Source organism: Granulicatella sp. 572.rep1_STHE, assembly GCF_001073445.1.
Lineage (GTDB): Bacteria > Bacillota > Bacilli > Lactobacillales > Aerococcaceae > Granulicatella > Granulicatella adiacens.
The window spans coordinates 48300-69234 of the sequence record NZ_JVBO01000019.1; the positions used below are offsets into that span (position 1 = coordinate 48300).

Consider the following 20935-nt stretch of genomic DNA (forward strand, 5'->3'; position numbering starts at 1 on the left):
ATTTTTTATTTCAATAATCACTCTACTAGGAAAGGAGGAATATAAGATGGCATCCACTATTAAGGATGTTGCAAAGCTTTCTGGAGTCTCCCCTTCTACTGTTACAAGAGTACTTCAAGACAAATCTAGTATAAGTGAAGCGACGAAGAAAAAAGTACGTGAGGCCATGACTTCACTGAATTATCATCCCAATGTTAATGCAAGAAGCTTAGCAAGTAATAAAACAAATGTCATCGGCGTTGTTCTTCCCAAAGACTCAGATATCTTTTATCAAAATTCATTTTTCCCTGCGGTAATTCGAGGAATTTCGCAAACAGCAGCGGACCATCAATATTCGATACAATTATGTACTGGAAAAGATACGAATCAACGTTTAGCCATTCTAAAAGATACGATTCTTGGAAAACGTGTAGATGGACTCATCTTCCTGTACGGAGAAATTGAGGACCCCCTTGTTGAATTTGCGATTGATCAAGAATTTCCGGCTGTTGTAATCGGAAAAACATTATCCCCTCTTATTTCATTTGTTGATAATAATAATGAAAAAGCAGGATTTGATGCAACAGAATATATTATTCAAAAAGGAGCAAAATCTATTGCATTCATCGGTGGTCGCGACCAATTATTTGTATCCCGAGACCGATTAAAAGGATATGAAAAAGCTCTAAAAAAATATGATATCCCAATAAATGATAGCCTTATTGCTCAAGTATCTGAATTTACGAGAGAACAAGGATACCATACTTTAAAAGAACTTCTTAAAGAAGGAAATATTGATGGTCTAGTAACAGCAGACTCTCTCTTTACAGAAGGAGCTGTTCGATATTTAAATGAAAAACAAATTCATTTGCCTATTATCACTTTTGACTCGGTACAACCTTCTGTTCGAATTGATGCTTATGTTGATATTCATACATTAGAGTTAGGACGTTCTTCGTTTAAATTATTACGAAATGTGATTAAATCCTACAATAATAAAAATATGATGTGTTACAGACAAATCATTGATCACTCTATAAAAGAAATGTAAAATAGTAAGGCACAAGTTCCAAATAATTGGGACTTGTGCCTTTTTCTAATCATTTGTATTTTGCAATATAACTTATACATTATAAGTGCGATTGATCTTTCTTTTTTATTCTATAATAAATATCCATCAAAAAAACTCCCAAGCACGAATGCATGGGAGTTCTTCCATTTGTTTAAGATTAACGACGTAAGCCTAAACGGTTGATTAATTCACGGTAACGTTGAACATCTTTGTTACGTAAGTATGCTAATAAGTTACGACGGTGACCAACTTTTTTCATTAATCCACGGTTTGAGTGGAAGTCTTTTTTATGAACACGGATGTGGTCATTTAAGTGGTTGATTTCGTAAGTTAATACAGCGATTTGTACTTCTGGTGAACCAGTGTCTCCTTCGTGTAATGCATACTCTTTGATGATTTCGTTTTTCTTTTCTTTAGAAATTGCCATTTCTAAACACCTCTTTCTTTTAATTTATGCCTTGTACTGAGTAAAACGTTGGTGATTCGCAAAACTCTGTAAAAGGTCTGTGCATTAAGCACTTATTCAATGTACCTTATTTTCAGTAAAATTGCAAGCTTCTTAATCTATTTTTTGAATATCAACACGGTTAAAATATGCATGATTTGGTTTTAATGGTTGTCCTGCCATCAATTCATCTACAGTCACCAATTCGTAACCTTCTGCTTGTAAATATTCAATAATTGTTGGTAATGCCTCTACTGATTCTTCATGAATATCATGCATCAATAAGATTCCGCCATTATGAGCATTTTCCTTAATATGCTCAATTGTCTTGGCTGCATCTCTATATTTCCAGTCTAGCGAGTCAATTGACCAGTTCACTATAGCAATGCCTGCTTGCTCCGCTACCATTTTATCAAAACCACCATATGGCGGACGCAAACTCATTGGTCTTAAACCACCTGAAGCTTTGGCAATGAGGTCTGAAGTGTTATGAACCTCTTTATACACTTCGTCTGCTGATTTCTTTGGTAATAAAGGATGACTATAACTATGGTTTCCAAGTTCGTGCCCTTCAGCCACAATTTGCTTAATAATAGACTCATTACCTTCTACATGACTTCCTACGATATAAAATGTTGCATGCGCGTTATATTTTTTTAGAATTTCTAGTACTCTTGGCGTTGTTTCAGGTCGGGGGCCGTCATCAAACGACAAAGCAATTCTCTTCTTACCTAGTTTTTCTTTAACAGTTGCAAGATATTTTGTATAGTTCTCTTTCTCTGTTTCCGGAATCATATTTTCATTCATATATGCAAAAAGCTCGGTAAAAGGAATTGTCCATTCTGCATCTGAATCGTTTGCATCTTTGTATTTTATGCGAATTCCATTTTGAATGATTGATGTATCTAGTTTCTTCCAATTATTATCTTTAAATTGAGAAGTAATTTTTTCTGTTAGATTATCAGATAATCCATCTACTTTAGATTCATCTAATGCTTTCTTTACAAAGAAGTTAGATACTGCTAAATCATTATTAAAGAGTTTTGAAATTTCAAATGGTTGTAAAGTATCTGCGAAAACAAGTTGATGTGTTAACTCCGAAAATTCTAGCTGTTCAAAACCACGATCCTTTTGTTGATATACAGATACATAGTAATGAATATCATTCACGTTTGAAACAACCTTTGTTTGATAAGCTTTCAAGAAAATCAAAGTTTTCTTAGAGGCTCCCGCGTATTTTTCTATTACCGTTTGTTTTAAAGTCGAAATCTGCTCAGCAATAGAAGCAACTTCATTTCCAGAACTATCTGTAGGGATTAATTCCTGAATTTCAATGTTGCCATTCGTTTCATCTTTAACCGTAAAATTTTCGTTATATTTTTTTGTGTCGTCTTGTTCAACTTGAATAATACGTTTTAATTCTTCTTCATTAAATTGATCTGCCATAATACGATGAATCGTTAATAATTCAAATACTAAAATAGCTAGAGTTAAAACTCCAATTACCCAAAAAATAGTTTTAGGAATTTTCTTTTTCGGTCTTTTCTTTTTAGAATCCTTCCCACCGAATCGTTGGTTCTCTTGATTCTCCTCTTGAACTGCCTCTTCCTTCAAATCAGTCTCTAGCATTTCTTCAGGATTTTTTGTATATTTATTTTCTTTTTTTGAATGTTTTTCTTTGCCATTATTGGCTCTTCGTTGAATGACCTTCTCCATTCTCCACGACCCCTTATTAAATACTATTTTTCTTTTTTCTGACAGTCCGGACAAACCCCATAAACTTCCATTCGATGTCCTCTAACTTTAAACCCTGTTAATTGTTCTGCTGCTTTTTCAACATCATCTAAAACTGGATAATATAAATCCACTACTTTCCCACAAACATCGCAAACAGCATGATAGTGCTGTCCTAAATCAAAATCGTATCGACTGGCACTATCTCCATACATTAATTCCTTAACAACACCCTCTTTAATAAACAGGTTTAAATTGTTATATACTGTCGCCACACTGACTTGAGGATATTCTCTTGTTAATTCAGTATAAATCTCTTCCGCAGTTGGATGAGTATCCACGCTAGCTAAAAATTCTAGCATTGCCACTCTTTGAGGGGTAATACGAACTCCTTTACTACGTAATTTCTTCACTACTTGATTAATTTCTTCTTTTCTCATATATTTCCCTAATTTCTAATACAGATTACGTCGATTTTGATACTTTATTCTCTCAAATTTCCAAGGAAAAATCAAGTTATTCATTTAATATTTTTGTAACATTGTAATGTTTTTGTAACAAAAAAGATTTGCCCCAATAATAGGGCAAATCTTTCTACTATTATTTTTTAAAAAGCTTATTGTACTGCATCCCTTCTCGAAGTGCGGAGGTATCTGTTCCTAATGCTTCTGCTATTGTATAAGCAAATTCGAAACTTGCAGCTGCACCACAACCCGTGATGATTTTTCCATCTTTCTCAACTAACGTTCCTGTATAAATTCCGTCATTAATTTCATCTTCAAAACCGGGATAACAAGTAAACTTTTTCTTTTTCAGCAATCCTGCCCTATGTAGAATAATTGGTGCCGCACAAATTGCTGCAATAATTTTCCCTTTTTTCGAATATTCTTTCAGTTTTTGAATTAGGAAATCATTCTCTCTTAAATGATGAGCTCCTGGAATTCCACCTGGAAGCACTAATGCATCAATTTGAGCCCAATAAAAGGTTTCTAATTCATCATCTGTCTTCACTGAAATTTTATGAGAACCCGTAATAACTTGTCCACCAATGCCAACTGTATGAACAATATGACCTGCTCTTCTCAAAATATCAACTGTAGCAAGGCCTTCAATCTCTTCAAATCCTTCCGCTAAGAATACAACGACATTTGCCATAGGACAGCCTCCTCTTATTTTTTGAACAAGCCCATTACTCCGCGAGTAATCACTCGGCCTACTTCACGTCCAACGCTAGACATAATATTTTTGGTAAAGCGATCCATCGCAGAATCACCTTTCTTAGTTGCTGCTTGTCGTGCTTGACGTTCTAGTTCTCTTTCTTGACGTTCACGTTCTTTTTCTTCTAATTTAGCCTGTTTTTCAGCCTCTTTTTGTGCAAGAGCTTCTTGTTTTTCAGCTTCTTTACGTTCTGCTTCTGCTTGTTTTTCAGCTTCTCTTTGAGCTAAAGCTTCTTCTTGTTCTTGTTGAAATTGTTGTTCTAATGCTAATAATTGCTCATGAGCAGACTCACGGTCAAACATTTCAGCATATTTATCATAGAATGGAGATTGATTTACTAGCTGTTGACGAACAAAAGCATCAACCGCATCTAATTTACTCTTTGGTGGGTAAATAGAAACCACTTCTGCAAAACTTGGAGATCCATCTTCCTGTAAAGTAGAAACTACCGCATCCCCTACTTTTAGATTCGTAATCACTGAAACTAAATCTTTTCCTTCTTCTTGACGGAAAGTTTCAGCTACTGATTTGACATTTTTTTGCTCAGCTGGGGTAAACGCACGTTAGCCATGTTGGATTCGATTTCCTAACTGACTGGCTACCGCATTAGGAATATCCGTTGGATTTTGTGTTACGAAGAAAATACTAATTCCTTTCGAACGAATTAAACGAACAATTAATTCAATTTTTGCTTGTACAGCTGGGTTGCTTTGATTGAATAATACATGTGCTTCGTCAAAGAAGAATACTAGTTTTGGTTTATCTAAATCTCCTACTTCAGGTAAGTTTTCATATAACTCTGATAAGAACCATAATAAGAAAGTTGCATATAATTTAGGTGTTTGGAACAACTTTTCAGAAGATAATACATTTATGGTTCCACGTCCACTTGCATCTGTTTTAAATAAATCTCCAATTTCAAAAGCTGGTTCTCCAAAGAACTGATTTCCACCTTGTTGTTCTAGAACTAATAAGCTGCGTAAAATAGTACCAATAGATTGTTGCGCAATATTTCCATATAAATTACGTAATTCAGAAGCATGAGCTCCAACATAATTTAACATTGCACGTAAATCTTTAATATCAATTAATAATAAACCTTGTTCATCAGCAACTTTAAACGCAATGTTTAAAATGCCTTCTTGCGTTTCATTTAATCCTAACAGCTGAGATAATAAAATAGGTCCCATTTCTGAAATGGTTGTACGAATATTAATTCCGTTTTCTCCAAAAATATCCCAAAACGCTACAGGATAAGAACTTGGTTCAAAATCTTCTACGTGTACTTTTTTTAATCGTTCAGCAATCTTTTCAGTTACTTCACCTTTTTCGGCAAGGCTAGCTAAATCTCCTTTAATATCAGAAAGTAATACAGGTACACCAGCTTCACTTAATTGTTCAGCAAGAACTTTTAGAGTAACAGTTTTCCCTGTACCTGTGGCTCCAGCAATTACTCCATGTCGATTTAATTTATTCGATAATAATTGAGCTGGCTTTGATCCATACCCAAAAGAAATTGTTTGAGTCATAATACACCTCCTTCAGATTTATTTCTACTCCTTAACAATAGTACAGAAAGCGCTAAAATTCCACTAAAATGTTAAGTTTTAATTAGATTAGTTGACTTGTTTTGAAGTTCAAAGTATATTACTCTTGTATGAACTATACTACCAAAGGAGAATTCTCTTATGAAATGGAAAATAATTGCGGATTCTGGTTGCGATTTACGCGAAATCGAGAATCTAGCACCAAATACTGAATATATTAATGTACCATTAACTGTCCAAGTGGGCGAGAAACATTATAAAGACGATGCAACATTAGATATTGATGCTATGATGATTGAAATGTATGAATCCAAGGAAAAAACTGCTTCTGCTTGTCCAAGTCCAGATGCTTTTTTAGAGGCCTATAGAGGTGCTGAAAATGTTATTGCCATTACAATTACTGGTGGTCTATCAGGAAGCCAAAATAGTGCTCAATTAGCCAAAAAAATGTTATTAGAAGAAGCCCCTGAAACAAATATTGAAGTCTTCGATAGCCTTTCAGCAAGTGGTGAAATGGTTCTATTTGTCCAAAAGGCAAATGAACTGATTGCTCAAGGACTTTCTTTTGAAGAAGTGGTTGCAGCATTAAAAGAATATTTAGCGAGCACTAAACTATTATTTGCTCTTGCTCGTGTCGATAACCTAGTAAAAAACGGTCGATTAAATAAATTAGTCGGCGCCGTTATCGGAATGCTCAATATCCGCTTAGTCGGTGACGCTTCACCAGAAGGAACACTAAACTTACTTCACAAAGCAAAAGGTCAAAAGAAAGCTGTTCAAGCAGTTTGGTCTGAAATGAAAAAAAATGGCTACAAGGGTGGTCGTGTGGTTATCAGCCACTGTAGTAACCCGGAAATCTGTGGCTTAATTCAAGCAGCCGTTCATAGCGAGTTCCCAGATGCGGATGTTTCTAGTATCCACACAAGCGGGGTCTGCAGCTATTATGCAGAACAAGGCGGAATCCTAATGGGATACGAGGCTTAATCAAAAACGCGAAAAGACTCTCTAATCAAGTGATTAGCGAGTCTCTTATTTTTATTAGAATAATGCTTTTAATTCTACATCAGGATGTTTATCTTTAAACCAATTTAGGGCGAATTGGTTTTCGAATAAGAAGACTGGTTGGTCAAATCGGTCGCGACATAATAAGTTACGGCTTGATGACATATTTGGATCCAGTTGTTCTTCATCAATCCAACGAGCAATCTTACTTCCGATTGGTGTCATGACTACTTCGGCATTGTATTCATTTAATAAGCGGTATTGGAACACTTCGAATTGTAGTTGACCAACGGCACCAAGGATATATTCTCCTGTATGGTATGTCTTGTACAATTGGATGGCCCCTTCTTGTACTAACTGCTCGATTCCTTTATGGAATGATTTTTGCTTCATCACGTTTTTGGCAGAAACTTTATTAAAGAGCTCTGGCGTGAATTGTGGGAGTGGTTCAAACTGAACTGGCGTTTTTCCTGAATAAATCGTATCTCCGATTTGGAAGTTCCCTGTATCGTAAAGTCCGATAATATCCCCTGCAACGGCTGCTTTAACTGTTTCACGGCTATCGGCCATGAATTGCGTTGTATGAGATAATTTCATTTTCTTTTGCGAACGGTTCACTGTAATGTCCATCCCTGGAGTGAATTCTCCTGAACAGATACGCACAAACGCAATACGGTCGCGGTGGGCTGGGTTCATGTTTGCTTGAATCTTGAAAATGAATCCTGTGAATTGTTCTTGTAACGGATCTACCAATTCCCCTGATTCTGTCTTCTTCGCAGATGGGCTTGGTGCGAAGTCAACAAATGCATCTAAGAATGTTTGAACCCCAAATCCTGTTAAGGCTGAACCGAAGAATACAGGCGTTAATTTACCAGCCGCAATCTTCTCTTCATCAAACGCATTCCCTGCTTCTAGTAAAAGTTGTGCGTCTTCGATTGCTTGGTTATATAGCGTTGATTGTTTGAACGCATAATCGCCGTCCACTTCCCCATCTTCGTTTAATGGTAGGAAGTCATTATCTTCGTTTTCTTCTGGATGCATCAATTCTACACGTTTATTGTAAATGTCATATAAGCCAAGGAATGTTTTCCCCATCCCCATTGGCCAGTTCATTGGATACGCGTCAATGCCTAATACTTCTTCTAATTCCGCGATTAATTCAAGTGGTTCACGTCCATCACGGTCTAATTTGTTGATGAATGTGAAAATTGGAATTCCACGCATACTACAAACTTCGAATAATTTCTTCGTTTGCGGCTCAATCCCTTTAGCGCTGTCGATAACCATCACGGCACTATCCACGGCCATTAATGTACGATACGTATCTTCTGAGAAGTCCTCGTGCCCTGGTGTGTCCACGATATTAATATGGTTGCCATCGTATTCCACTTGCATCACTGAACTTGTAACAGAAATCCCACGTTGTTTTTCGATTTCCATCCAGTCAGATTTAGCAAACTTCCCTGTCTTTTTCCCTTTTACGGTACCAGCTTGACGAATCGCACCCCCGTATAAGAGTAATTGTTCTGTAATCGTTGTTTTCCCAGCATCTGGGTGGGAAATAATCGCAAAAGTCTTGCGAGATTGTACTTCTTCTTTTAAATGTGACATGAGTCTCTCCTTCGTGTTTATTCTCAAGTATTATAGCTGATTTTCACAATTTTTAAAAGTTTAAAAACACCCTCTAGAAGGATTAGGCAAAGTGCGGTATACTTAAAGACAGCAAAAATCTTTCAGGAGGTTTCTCAATGTCGAAAGAATTACCGATTATTTATATTAGTTTAACCGGAAATACACATAACTTTGTAACGCGTCTAAAAGATCAACTCCGCTTCTTGGAGCCATCTTTAAACGTGACATTAACCAATGTCAAAGACCTTGTTAAAGGCCAAGAAGATTACTTCAAAGTAGGAAAACCCTTCGTTGCTTTTCTACCGACTTATTTAGAAGGTGGAAATGGCGTGAATAATGGAGACGTTGAAGTCTTAACGAATCCACTCGGTGATTTCTTAGCCTATGAACATAATTACGCACATTGCTTTGGCGTAATTGGTAGCGGAAATCGTAACTTCAACAAGCAATTCTGCCTCACTGCCCGTCAATATTCAGAACGCTTTGGATTCCCAGTGCTAGATGAATTTGAATTACGCGGAAGTAACCGAGACGTAGAGCGAATTGCTACAATGCTTCTTGAAAAAATCTAAACACAAAAATAGGCCCGTAGATCCATTTTACGAGCCTTTCTTTTTATTTAAAATAAATTTTGCATTTCTCACTAAAACCAACTAATGCTTCCATCGTGGCAGGTTCCATTGCGGTATGTCCTGCCGCTTGTGCAAAGATGAGTTCTGAGCCATCAACTGCTTGAGCGAGTTCAAACGCCGCGCTCGGGAGGCAATCCACATCATAACGCCCATGTACGATATGCATTGGAATCCCCTTGAAGGCATCAGCATGATTCAAGATGAAATTATCGTCTTCTACAAAGCAGTGATGATAGAAGAAGTGACATTCCATTCGCGCAATTGTAAGAGCCCCGCGAATACCTGCTTCATCCCAGACAATTGGATCATACGGAATCAACTTCACGAGACCATGTTCCCACTCTGCCCATGCACGCGCTGCCTCTAGACAAATCGATTCATCCTCTGACGTCAAACGCTTGTAGTACGCATTCACCAATTCTCCTTGTTCTTCAACAGGAATCGGTGCCTTAAACTTCTCGAAGTTCTCTGGATAAAAATGAGACGCCCCATCTTGATACAGCCAATCTACATCACTTTGTCGGCCAAGAAAAATCCCACGAAGCATCAATCCTACGACGCGTTCACGGTGTGCAATCGTGTAATGTAAGGCTAGCGTTGTTCCCCAGCTACCACCAAAGACAAGCCATTTATCAATCCCTAATGTGGTACGAATCTTCTCCATATCCGCTACTAAATCCTGCGTCGTATTCTCTTCTAACGATGCAAAAGGGGTACTCTTTCCACATCCACGTTGATCAAATTGGATAATACGATAAAATTCTGGATCAAAAAATTGACGATTCGCTGGAGAGGATGCCCCTCCTGGTCCGCCGTGTAAAACAACAACTGGATGTCCTAATGGGTTTCCTGACTCTTCCACGTAAATGGTATGCAAGGCCCCCACTGGAATCATATGTTCGTTATAGATTTCGATTTCTGGATATACCTCTGTTCTCATTACTTGGCTCCTTTAATGATTTCTTGAACTCTCTTTTGAAATTCAGGTAAGACTTCCTTTTCAAACCATGGATTTTTTGCCATCCATCTGCGGTTTAAAGGAGATGGATGTACTAAAGGAAACATCTTCGGTAAGTATTCTTTGTACGCTTTTACGGTTTCAGTTAAGTTTTTCTTCTTTGTATTTTTTAAATAATAGTCTTGTGCGTATTTTCCAACCAATATAATTAGTTCAATATCCGGCATTAAGGCTAAAGTTTTTTCATGCCATTTTTCGGCAAAACCTTTACGTGGTGGAAGATCTCCAGATTTACCTTTTCCTGGATAATAGTAATCCATCGGCACAACTGCAAATAAATCGGATTGATAAAAGAAATCACGAGTAACTCCCATCCACGTTCTTAAATTATCTCCACTTTTATCGTTCCAGAATAAGCGACTCTCTTGCGCTTTAATTCCAGGAGCTTGCCCAACAATCAAAATCTTTGCGCGTCGTGGCGCAGAAAATAATGGCTGTATTCCGGCTTTTGTATACTCGGTATTTTGAGGATCTGCCTCAATTTTTTTCATTAGTTTTTGTATTTTTTGCATCCATATTCCACCCTTCACACTTAGAATACTCCCATTCTTTATAGACTGCAAATGCTTCCCTGTAAAAAATCCCCTAAGTCTTTTACAACTTAGAGGATTTGACGCTTTATTTTAAGCGAACTGTTTTTATGATTCGAGGAAGAGATTTGTTAGAAAGTACTCTAGGTAAAGTATGAGACTTTTCTTTAGATTTTGTCTTATACACTACCGGTCTTGTTGGACGTTGAGTTCCAACAAACTCTTCTGGGCTCTGTTGAGTTCTTTGGTGTTTTGTAGATTGTAATGCCTGTTTAGTCGCTTGTTTTTTAGCTTGAGAACGTTGTTTTGGATTCGAAATACTATGACGTGGACGATAAACTCTTTGTGGAATATCTTCCAATCTAGAATCCGTATTATTTTGTCGTCGTTCATTTCTCTTAGGAGATCTCATATTCATATTAGAGTTCTCTTTTTGTGAGTTATTTCTTGCCTTATTTTGTTTTTTACCAATAAAAACAAATACCATTAGAATTAATACGATAAAAAACAAAGCTTGTCCTAATACATAATAAAATTCGCCATCTTTTAGATTTAAATTATTCAACAAGAAACTAATTTTCTTATTGTCATTCGTATTAGAATTTTTTTCACTACCGTACGTATTGGTCTTTGTGTTATTGTCATTATTCTTTTGATTCGTAGATTGCAGATTAGACTGATTTTCTTTTTCATTTACGGCTTCAGTCGTCATCTCCTCTACATCTCTTTTATCCGTTGCTCTATCATATTGGAATGGCTTAACGACTTTCCCATCCACTATATCAATAAATTCAAGGTGAATAGATAGATTATTTTTATTTAAGAGAAAGACATCTACTTTGTATTTTTTATTTTCTCTGAATACAAAAAATTGAAGTTTATAGTCTCCTTCTTTTAGATTGTTGAGTTGAACAGGTACTTTCACAGAATCATAATCAGGATTGTTAAACTTTAAAGGAACCGTAATTGTTTCATTAAAATTTTTGTTTGCCTGAACATTAACCGTGGTTTCATACGACCCCACCATTTTACTAGAATTATCTGAGGTCGTTTCTGCATATACTGTATTTACAGCAACACTATAGAAAGTTCCCATCATGAAGAAACTGACAATCAACACGGCAAGCCACTTCAATCTAAAGAAAGATTTGCTAGCTCGTTGTTTCATGATTATTTACCTGCTTCGTCCCAAACTTTACGTCCTGATGCTAATGAAGCAATGTTTTCGGCAATTTTTGCGTTATTTTGTCCATCCATTAATACAACTGTATTGTTTGGACCTTCAGCAAGAGCTTTTTTAGCATCGATTGCTAAGTATTCTAATGCAGCAGCATTTAAGTTAGATTCATTTAATGCGTTGTTGATGGCTGTTAATTGAGCAACAGTTGCTTGAGTGTCAATTGCGATTTTTTCAGCATGAGCACGAGCATCTGCTAATAATTTGTTGTTCTGAGTTCTTGTATCCATTTCAACTGTTTTTTGACGAGCGTCAGCAGCGATTAACGCAGCATCACGTTCACGGTCAGCAGTGATTTGTTTGTTCATCGCTTCAACGATGCTTTGTGGAGGAATAACTTCACCAATGTTAACACGGTCGATTGTAACCCCGTAAGAGTCTGTTTTACCGAATACACGTTGGTTTAAGTCAGTGTTGATTTTGTTTGTACCACCAAGAATTTCAGCCATCGTCATTGTACCGATGATGTCACGTAATTCGTTTTGGATATCTAAAAGTAATAATCCTTCTGGGTTTGTGTTTCCATATAAGTATTCTTCAAGATTATCTACGTGGTATTTAGCTGAAGCATCAATTGTTAAATTAACGTTATCTTTGGTGATGATTTCTTGTGGATCTAAATCTAATGAACGTTGACGCATATCTACAACGTAAGCAATGTTACGAATAATTGGTGTTACAAAGTGTAACCCTGGTCCTAATTCCCCAACATAACGTCCGAATGATTGAACAGCAGCTTTGTGTCCTTGTTGTACGATACGAATTGATTTGAACGCGATAATTAATAAAACTAATACTAAAGCGATAATAATAATTGTTAATGGCATGATAAATTTCCTTCTTTCTATAAAGTTACATATACTAATTTTTCTGGATTGAGCTCCTCAATCACTTTAACATAAACCAATCCATCTTCATAGTCAATGACTTCCAATGGTTGGCCTTCTTCAACGGACATAACATCCAAAATCTTATAAGGATAGTTTCGTCCTCGGTAATTAAATGTTCCAAATACTTGCTCGGAGAACGCCTTAAATTGTCCATGCAATAAATTCTTAATGGCATCCGGCCAGTTTTCAACTTTTTTTTGATGACCTTCGACTTCTTTCTCGATGACCGATCTAAAATAAGTTGAAACATCAGTCGAAATTATCTTCAAAAATGCTTCTTTTAAAGAAGGTTCAATCGTGAAGTTAATCCGCTCTGTCTTATTTTCGTTCGACCACGGTTGTTTTCTCATTCCCATTCTCCTTTCTTTTTTTCTCTGATGACCATATTATAACATGTCTCGAATATAATACAAGTGTAATATACTCGATTTAAAAATATTTTATAAATAATATAGAACTATAAAGAAGCTTTTTCCTTTTGGAGTAGATTATTCATTGAATAACAGCCTACCTTATCGAATCCTTACAGAGATTCATCGAGAAATAATTTAAGATTCAATCAAAAAAAGCACCTAATTACTTGTTAGATGCTTAACCATATTTTTTTCCGGCTTCAAGAGCTCTTTTCCTGAACTCCTCAAATGAAATCTCATCATTTTCAATCAAATCATGTAATTCATCTAATGCTTTCTTTAATTCTGGTCTAGAATCAAAGTATCTCTTATAGCATTCTGCTACTCGTTTTTCTCTTTCTATATATTCTTCACTAATCATAAACATATCCCTCGATTTTTATTTATCATTAAACTACTACAATCATATAATTACTAAAGATTATATTCAATAGAGTTATGAATATAAATAGCCAAGAAACCTGATTCAAACAATGTTTCTTGGCTTATGTCATCTATCCAACGGACCCTTCCATTAAAAAATAATATATTACATCACTTTACAACAGTTTATGAACGTTGTTGTTTCAACGTTTTTAGCATTGAAACGCTTATAAAAGTATACTTGAATAAATTTAAATCTGGGTCACTTTCTGGGTCAGTTTATAAAACATTTCCACCCCTACGGCCAAAGTAAAAAGGATAGTTTTTCCCCCCCCTTTATGCTGCATACTTACATTTTAAAAGAAGTATATATATTTAATAACAAAATAAGGTATAAGCCTCCTATATGAGTGCTTATACCTTATTATTTTATAATATTCAGCTGTATATTTACACTGATGCTCTTTTGATTTTTTATATTTTCTCCCATTTGGAAGTTTGGCGCGAGAAAATTTGTACAGTGACTGCGTGAAGGTCGCGAGAGCTGCAGGGTAGGTACCCTCCCCCCTATGTACGTATTAGTCATTTTATTTTTAATTTTATTTCATGATGATTTAATAGAAAACAAAACAATATTCTTTTTAATTTTTTTCAAGATGTATCTATGATACCTATACATAACCTCTAGTCAGTATTTTTAAACTGGTTTTATGTCTTGTTAGCTTTCCTCTCACTATAACGTAAAAGGCTCATTCTCCTGCCTAGGGGCGTTTTTAATCGTAAGGTAAAATAAATGTGTTATTGTTGTTTCAATTCGCCTATAAGCTGTTTTAAGGTAATATAACGCCCCCTATAACTTGAATATGATTCTAAGTTATAGGGGGCGTTACTATTTTTCTATGAGATCGTTATAAAAATATGAGGGGGTAGTCTTCAAAATATATTAGGTCTTGTTGTGATACAAAGAACTCTTCTTTATCGCAAGTTTCTATTTTTAGTCTAAGATATTCATCTAAGGAAACTTGCCCTATATCAATTACTGTTGAGGGTTTACCTCGTCTATAATCGTTTCTAGTTGTAGTTACTACATCCCCTAACGCTATACTTCTGAAATATTCATCACTTCTAAACCTGTCACTATGTTTTTTTGGCATTATTTTCCCCCCTCCAATCTAATAAAATGTAAATCCTACTGATGCCCTTTCTTGTATGCTAACTCTGTAATGTACATTCTTAATGCTTGTTCTAACAAAGAACTATATTTTTTCAGTGGCATTTTTAACATTTTTGCATGCTCTGTATTGCTTAGGTGGTTTATCACATAGTCTATATGAAGGCATCCATATTTCTTTTTTGATTGCTGCATTGTAGCGTACTTGAAATACTTTTCAAAAATAAGCTTTTTACTTAACTCATCCATATTATCAAGTATTTCATAAAAAATGGATAGGTCTTTTCTTTCCTTTGCACTAGATAGATTTTTTAATTGATTTATCCTAAACATACGATGAAAATACATACTATTGATTTTAATTCTTATATCGTCTTCAACATAATATGATGTACGATATTTGATAATTTTCATTATTTAAACCTTTCTTTTTCGTCTGATATTGATTAGAATATTAACTTTATTTCTGTTTTTTCGTTCATATCTGAATTTATCATATCTTACATTGTGTTAAATTCGAGTGGTTCTCTAAACTATTGATTTAATAACGTTTCATAAGTTTTAACATTTTGAATTTACATTTTCTCAATATGTTAAATTCACAATCATTTTAAGGTGTTTTTCAAAGTAATCACATTATTTTTTGTTTTTTAATGTACTCATCATGAATTCTTTTACTTCATAATCTAATGTTGTATTCCCAATATTTAACAGTAGTTGTGATGTGTAGTTACCTTTTTCATCTTTAAAGTGCTCTCTATTTTTTCTTACAAGGTCTCTTTCTACCTTGTCTAAAAGTTGTCCTCCTGTTACTCGTGCATCTAAATCCATTAAGATTGCTTTTTTTAAATCATCTTCAATTTTTTTAACTAACGCTCTTGCGCTCTTCATTTGTTCTTGTGTGCTTTTATTAATCTCACGGTCATACTCACGCATTTGTTCTTTTGTAATAATTGGTTCAGTTTTTAACTTTTGTACTTTTTTTTCTAACATTTTAATAGTTTGTTTGGTAACCCAAAGTTCTTTATTTACTTTTTCATATTCAGAAATATTAATTTCTTCTTCTGCTTTCTTTAGCTGAACTTGTAAAGTATTCATTTCTTTTTGTTTACTTTCTAACTGATCCATAACAGATTGAATATCATCTTGATTTTTTGTTAATAATGTTTCTAATTCTTTTTGTAATTCGTTTAATTTTTTTGTCATAATTTGTTCCTCTTTTCATGTTCTTAATTTAATTTTTTTAACTTGTGTAGTCTTCCCAGTATTGTAGATAGTGTTGGTAAATGTAAAAGTTAATCCCTGTATCTGTTTGCACTAACAAATTTCTAAAATATCCCCAGCTTATAGGGGCATATCCTATAACTTTGCTTTTTTCGCCTCTGTATAGTCCATAGATAAGACTTGTAACTTCATCTCCTTTATCTATGCTCCTACAGTAGTTGGTGCCATTAATAATATCATTAGGATTTTTTGGCATATTATCACCCCCCCTTCTATCTATTAATAATTAAAAAGTAGGCGAAGGATATTGAAAACGCTTTTTTACATTTTATACAATTATGAATTGTATTTTTTATCTGTTACTTTCTTCATTAGTAATTTTGTTGCCGTTGTGTTGACGTTGTTTTAAAGAACGTCGACAGCTCAAAACGTTGTTAAATCAAAGTTTTTGTATCTTTGTTGACGTTGTAGCACTTGTTGACGTTCTTTTATATTTCTTATGCGCGTATAATATATATATATTTGTTTTTATATATTCTTTCTTCACGTAAGAATATATATAGAACGTCAACAACGGCAACAAACTTCAATAATCATTGTTAAATCAATTTATTTTTTGTTGACGTTGTAGCCTTATAATGTCAACACAACGGCAACAAACGGCAACATTTATTCTTTAAAAATGATATTGGTAACATTTTTTGTATTAATTTCTGATACAGTCCAACTTGGGAATGTATCTATATCCTCGATTTTAAGCCTTCCTTTTTTTAATTTATAAACACCTTTGGTAGTTTTTGATAACCTTATAGCAACTTCATTACCAAAACCATACGGTAAATGTTGCTTTAGTCCTTCTTCTTCAAAATATCGTTTTATATCTCTTCTAATGAAGATTAAAGGCACTTTTTCTAGTAGATGGTATTCATTAGGAATATATGCATCTTCAATATAAGCCTGTATATAATCGTTGTGTTTGTTGTATTCTCTTAAAGCCTCTTCTACCGCCTTACTCTTTGAAAATTGCTCAAACTCTAAATTTAAGGCTCTAAACAGCACATATTCCAATACATTTTGGTCTGATACAAACTTTTCTTTAATGTCTGAGTTTTCCACAGTTCCGCTAAAATCGGCATTAAAAGGTATAATTAACATTCTTCTAATCCACCCTGTTTTATTTCTTGCTCGTGGTAAGCTATTACCACTAAATAGACAGAATGCTCTTGTATAGATTGAGAAGGCTTTTTGCCCTTTTTCCTCCACTGTAATACCGTCCCCTGTTGCTATACTCATTAAATTAGAAATATCATCAAGGTAAGCATCTCCTATATCATCACCAATGTTGCAAACTTTCCCAATTATTTGGGCTGTTTTAAACTTCTCTGAAAATTCATTAGGTTTTAAAGTAGAAACATTTTTCTTACCAATCAGATTGACTAATAACATTTGATAGGTTCCTTTTCCGTTGTTACCACTAGCACCAACTAGAAAGCCTATCTTCTTTCTTGTATAGTTTGGGTTTATTGCCTCGTTAATCATTTCCCACAATAAGGTAACAATTTCATCATCTTTACATGCTAAGCTGCTAAACCAACCATCAACATCGAAATAATGAGGCTTTTTAGCGTTTGGATTGTATGCTGTGGCAATTTTACTTGTAATAATATAATCAGCACTGAACGGTTCTAATTCTTTTGTTTTAAGATTGAAAATACCATTTTCAACAGGTATTAAATTTCTATCTTGTAATTGTTCTTTTAACGGCGCTAGCGTTTTGATAATCTCTACTACATTTTTGAATGTTCCAACCTGTGCACGATACTCTACTTTCAAAATCAGATTATTTATCTCAATATCGCTATAGGTATATAATCCTGTTTCAAAATTGTAGTAGTATAGTAAACTTCTATCTTTAGACGTCATATCCCCTAACAAAATTATAGGGATTGTTCTTACAATGATTTCTGCTATTTTGAAATATGGTACTTGTGGGTATTTAACTTTCCCTGTTTTTTCGTTTTCTTCTGCATTTTCTATTCTCCACGTTTCTCCCTGCTCTTCTAACACTTGGTAAACGTCTTTCATAGTTCTTAATTCTTTTTGTTTAAATAAGTCATAGAACTTTCTGGAAAACGTGTATGGTGTTCTAATTTCAGTTTTTTGAATTGCGTGGTTAAGTTGTTCCCTATTTCCTTCTATCCATTCGTTATTTCCCAGGGCAAGCAATTCGCTACATTCTAAGGCGGTATTATATTCAATTTCGCCTTCTCGTACAGCTTTAGCAAGTACTAAAATTACATGAATAGCGTTGCTATACTCGTATAAATTTGCCTCCTCATGTTCTAAATACTCTTTAAATATCTCAATCGCTTTTGAATGTGAAATAGCGCCCACTGTATTATCATTAAATGTATTTTTAAACGGTTTGTGTTGTATTGGTGGTTCAATATTATTTGGCACCTCATAATGATCGCCTCTATATACGGTTAAGCCTTCATTTTTATTCCATTCGGTCAAAACGGGTAACCCTTGGCACTGACTCCATGTTTCACTTGCTGTATCATAAGGCAGGTTAATTTTATGTGTGATTTCTTTTAAAATTTCAAGATATTCATATTTTAACAAGGGTCTTGACGGCTCTATAACAACTCTGAAGCGTGGTTTTTCATCCTTATATCTAATAGTTGGATATATAATAATATTTATATTAGGCAGTTTATCTACAATACGTTTTTTAAAGGTTTTACTTGAACAATCTATTGCATCGTAGTCAATAATGATTAAATCTCTTCTAATAAGACTCTCATTATTTCTTTTAACCTTTCCATTTTCGTCTGGTTCAATGTATCCGCTAATAAAATACTGTTGTTTCGGTTTCAGTTCTTCAAGCCGTTTTAAATATTCCTCATTTGTTTCTGTTGGCTTTTTATCAATGATTATCGGTTTATATACTGATAACCATTCAAAACTTGAAGTAGTATTTTGCAGCACTTCAATCTGATTATTTTTAAAGCCTCTTTCTAAATAAATAGGCAAATGTAAAGCTCCTTTCTTGCGACTTTTGTAACTTTTAACCATTGCCAATAATTTATTTTTAATATATAATTATATTGGTTATGGCGCTTTAGGTTATTAGTTACCTTTAGCGTTTTTTTGTTCCATTAATGTGATTTAAAATATCTTTCTTACATTGCTCATATCCTAAAATAAAAGCATTACATACTATAATGGTCATTAAATCGATCATTGCAGTATCATAATTATCAAAATCTTCAAAAGGTAATAACCCTGTAATTCTCTTTTCTGCTCGCATATAGTCAGAGTTTCTGGCATTATATTCTTCTTTTAATTCATCAACGATATTCTTCTTATCCTCGTATTCTAAACTATCCATAAAATACTCAATTAATTCATTTCTATTCTTCATTTTTATATCTCCTTTTATAATTGCCGTGGGGGTGTTATTAAAATTTCTTTTTTTCTAAGAACTCGTGAACGTCTTTCAAGTCAAACATAATCTGATTGCCTTTTAAGAAGCTTTTAAGCCCTTCTCTTTGCCATTGCTCTACAACTTTAGGAGCACATGTAAAATACTCACACAGCCCTTTTTTATTCAAATAACGGGTATTAGTTGTAGCTTTCATTTCTTTCTTGGCTTTTTCAATCGCCGTAAATGTTAGCGCTAGAATTTCATTGTATATTTCTTGCTGCACATCTTTAGGTAGATATACTGGTATTCCTGTTTCGTTCATCGCTTGCCTCCTTTACTCACTTTCTAAAAATAACAAATACTTGAAACTTTATTCAACTTTTTATTTAAAAAAATATTTGCTCAATTGTAATATTAGGAAAAATATCTACAAGTAATTTTTTAAATTTTAATTTTTCATCATCTTTAAACTGCATCGCTCCTCTTTCTCTTTTAATGTATGTTTTTTTAGACATACCCAATTTTACAGCCATTTCTTCCTGGCTTAAACCTAACATATATCTATATCCTTTGATTTTATTTGGATTAGCCATACTCTTTGCCTCCTTTCCACTTTATGAAACTATTTTAACCCCATTTTTGAAATAAGTCAACACTTTTATTCCACTTTATGAAACTTTTATTGCAAAAAAATATTATTTTGGTGTATACTGTTTTTGTGAGGTGATGTTATGCCATCTGAAAAATATGATAAAGCAGCAATCGGAAAAAGAATTAATTCAATTCGATTAGAAAAAGGAATGACTTTAGAAGAGTTTGGCAACCTGTTTGGAGCTGATAAAAGTAATGTTTTAAAGTGGGAAAAAGGTTCATCGATTCCAAGTCCTGAAAGACTAAAATTGATATCAAAAATTGGTAATATTACAATAGATGAATTATTAAGAGGTAGTAAAATTGAATACGCTGTTTCTCTATGCAATTCACTTATCAAAAAAGCAAAATCTGTATCATATTCTGATAAAATTCTAATTGAAAAATATAGCATTCAATTTATTGATTATATTCGTCATTCATTAAATTCAATGGAATTTTCAGATATTACATATAATGAAATTGACGAATTTGTTGTAACGAAATTTAATGAATTTCTAAATACCCCAACAAATACAACCAAACTTATAGACTCTGTAATTAGGGGTAATCAATCTGAAATTAATAAAATCTATAATTTTATTAGTTCCTCTCCTACTATTGAAAATAATTTATCAATTTCTTCCATTGAAGAGATTGATAAGAATATAGCTAAAAGAATTATTGAAATTCTCGATGATTCTAACTTAGAACTAAATAAACTCAAAAATGAGTTAAAACAGTAATCTTTTTATAAATAGCTACAAT

At 34.1% G+C, this 20935-nt stretch carries 23 protein-coding genes and 1 pseudogene; 4 read left to right on the plus strand and 20 right to left on the minus strand.

Annotated elements, in window-relative coordinates; translation table 11 throughout:
* Window positions 1-46 precede the first annotated feature (46 nt).
* Complete coding sequence (locus tag ADH99_RS04110) at window positions 47-1030, plus strand: LacI family DNA-binding transcriptional regulator (protein WP_049555165.1); 984 nt, start codon at window positions 47-49, stop codon at window positions 1028-1030.
* Between the two features lie 178 nt (window positions 1031-1208).
* On the opposite strand, the gene rpsO is transcribed toward ADH99_RS04110, so the two are convergent.
* The 5 genes and pseudogenes from rpsO to ADH99_RS04135 all read right to left on the minus strand — a co-directional run bounded on the left by rpsO (window position 1209) and on the right by ADH99_RS04135 (window position 5977).
* Entirely contained in the window at window positions 1209-1478 is a 270-nt protein-coding gene (gene rpsO, locus ADH99_RS04115; protein WP_005606669.1) for a 30S ribosomal protein S15, read from the minus strand.
* 132 nt (window positions 1479-1610) lie between these two features.
* A complete protein-coding gene (locus ADH99_RS04120) occupies window positions 1611-3212 on the minus strand; it encodes a polysaccharide deacetylase family protein (protein ID WP_049555166.1) in 1602 nt (533 codons plus the stop codon).
* A gap of 23 nt (window positions 3213-3235) precedes the next feature.
* Window positions 3236-3670: a Fur family transcriptional regulator gene (locus tag ADH99_RS04125; protein ID WP_049555167.1), complete on the minus strand. Its 435-nt coding sequence runs from the start codon at window positions 3668-3670 to the stop codon at window positions 3236-3238.
* Window positions 3671-3830: 160 nt separating this feature from the next.
* On the minus strand, window positions 3831-4385 hold the full coding sequence (locus ADH99_RS04130; protein ID WP_049555168.1) for a DJ-1 family glyoxalase III: 555 nt from the start codon (window positions 4383-4385) through the stop codon (window positions 3831-3833).
* A 14-nt stretch (window positions 4386-4399) separates the two neighbouring features.
* A pseudogene (locus ADH99_RS04135) lies at window positions 4400-5977 on the minus strand (helicase HerA-like domain-containing protein).
* Between the two features lie 159 nt (window positions 5978-6136).
* Between ADH99_RS04135 and ADH99_RS04140 the strand changes: the two are divergent.
* The gene (locus ADH99_RS04140) at window positions 6137-6979 is read left to right on the plus strand and encodes a DegV family protein (protein ID WP_005606678.1); all 843 of its coding nucleotides are present in this window, start codon (window positions 6137-6139) and stop codon (window positions 6977-6979) included.
* Window positions 6980-7033: 54 nt separating this feature from the next.
* Here ADH99_RS04140 and ADH99_RS04145 read toward each other — a convergent pair whose 3' ends face one another.
* Window positions 7034-8608, minus strand: a complete 1575-nt coding sequence (locus ADH99_RS04145) for a peptide chain release factor 3 (RefSeq protein WP_049555169.1) — start codon at window positions 8606-8608, stop codon at window positions 7034-7036.
* Between the two features lie 137 nt (window positions 8609-8745).
* Between ADH99_RS04145 and nrdI the strand changes: the two genes are divergently transcribed.
* Window positions 8746-9201: a class Ib ribonucleoside-diphosphate reductase assembly flavoprotein NrdI gene (gene nrdI, locus ADH99_RS04150; RefSeq protein WP_049555170.1), complete on the plus strand. Its 456-nt coding sequence runs from the start codon at window positions 8746-8748 to the stop codon at window positions 9199-9201.
* A 43-nt stretch (window positions 9202-9244) separates the two neighbouring features.
* Here nrdI and pip read toward each other — a convergent pair whose 3' ends face one another.
* The 14 genes from pip to ADH99_RS04220 form a co-directional block, all read right to left on the minus strand.
* Window positions 9245-10201: a prolyl aminopeptidase gene (gene pip, locus ADH99_RS04155; RefSeq protein WP_005606683.1), complete on the minus strand. Its 957-nt coding sequence runs from the start codon at window positions 10199-10201 to the stop codon at window positions 9245-9247.
* Window positions 10201-10791: a uracil-DNA glycosylase family protein gene (locus ADH99_RS04160; RefSeq protein ID WP_049555171.1), complete on the minus strand. Its 591-nt coding sequence runs from the start codon at window positions 10789-10791 to the stop codon at window positions 10201-10203. Before ADH99_RS04160 ends, pip begins: the two co-directional genes overlap by 1 nt.
* Window positions 10792-10897: 106 nt before the next feature.
* Window positions 10898-11977, minus strand: coding sequence for a hypothetical protein (locus ADH99_RS04165; protein ID WP_049555172.1), 1080 nt, complete (start codon window positions 11975-11977; stop codon window positions 10898-10900).
* Between the two features lie 2 nt (window positions 11978-11979).
* Window positions 11980-12873 carry an SPFH domain-containing protein gene (locus tag ADH99_RS04170; protein WP_005606687.1) on the minus strand — a complete coding sequence of 298 codons (894 nt, stop codon included), beginning with the start codon at window positions 12871-12873 and terminating at the stop codon, window positions 11980-11982.
* Window positions 12874-12890: 17 nt separating this feature from the next.
* Window positions 12891-13286 carry a hypothetical protein gene (locus tag ADH99_RS04175; protein ID WP_039849084.1) on the minus strand — a complete coding sequence of 132 codons (396 nt, stop codon included), beginning with the start codon at window positions 13284-13286 and terminating at the stop codon, window positions 12891-12893.
* 241 nt (window positions 13287-13527) lie between these two features.
* Complete coding sequence (locus ADH99_RS04180; protein WP_049555173.1) at window positions 13528-13710, minus strand: hypothetical protein; 183 nt, start codon at window positions 13708-13710, stop codon at window positions 13528-13530.
* Between the two features lie 910 nt (window positions 13711-14620).
* Window positions 14621-14866, minus strand: coding sequence for a hypothetical protein (locus tag ADH99_RS04185; RefSeq protein ID WP_049555174.1), 246 nt, complete (start codon window positions 14864-14866; stop codon window positions 14621-14623).
* A gap of 35 nt (window positions 14867-14901) precedes the next feature.
* Window positions 14902-15297: a hypothetical protein gene (locus tag ADH99_RS04190; RefSeq protein ID WP_049555175.1), complete on the minus strand. Its 396-nt coding sequence runs from the start codon at window positions 15295-15297 to the stop codon at window positions 14902-14904.
* Between the two features lie 222 nt (window positions 15298-15519).
* Entirely contained in the window at window positions 15520-16089 is a 570-nt protein-coding gene (locus tag ADH99_RS04195; RefSeq protein ID WP_049555176.1) for a hypothetical protein, read from the minus strand.
* Between the two features lie 37 nt (window positions 16090-16126).
* Window positions 16127-16363: a hypothetical protein gene (locus ADH99_RS04200; protein ID WP_049555177.1), complete on the minus strand. Its 237-nt coding sequence runs from the start codon at window positions 16361-16363 to the stop codon at window positions 16127-16129.
* Between the two features lie 413 nt (window positions 16364-16776).
* Window positions 16777-19143 (minus strand): DNA primase family protein, encoded by a 2367-nt coding sequence (locus tag ADH99_RS04205; RefSeq protein WP_049555178.1) that lies wholly within the window; start codon window positions 19141-19143, stop codon window positions 16777-16779.
* Between the two features lie 106 nt (window positions 19144-19249).
* Entirely contained in the window at window positions 19250-19534 is a 285-nt protein-coding gene (locus ADH99_RS04210; RefSeq protein ID WP_049555179.1) for a hypothetical protein, read from the minus strand.
* A gap of 37 nt (window positions 19535-19571) precedes the next feature.
* Entirely contained in the window at window positions 19572-19859 is a 288-nt protein-coding gene (locus tag ADH99_RS04215; protein WP_049555180.1) for a hypothetical protein, read from the minus strand.
* 64 nt (window positions 19860-19923) lie between these two features.
* On the minus strand, window positions 19924-20130 hold the full coding sequence (locus ADH99_RS04220) for a helix-turn-helix transcriptional regulator (RefSeq protein WP_049555181.1): 207 nt from the start codon (window positions 20128-20130) through the stop codon (window positions 19924-19926).
* A 138-nt stretch (window positions 20131-20268) separates the two neighbouring features.
* Between ADH99_RS04220 and ADH99_RS10110 the strand changes: the two genes are divergently transcribed.
* Window positions 20269-20913, plus strand: coding sequence for a helix-turn-helix domain-containing protein (locus tag ADH99_RS10110; RefSeq protein ID WP_053091353.1), 645 nt, complete (start codon window positions 20269-20271; stop codon window positions 20911-20913).
* The last annotated feature ends 22 nt before the right edge of the window (window positions 20914-20935 follow it).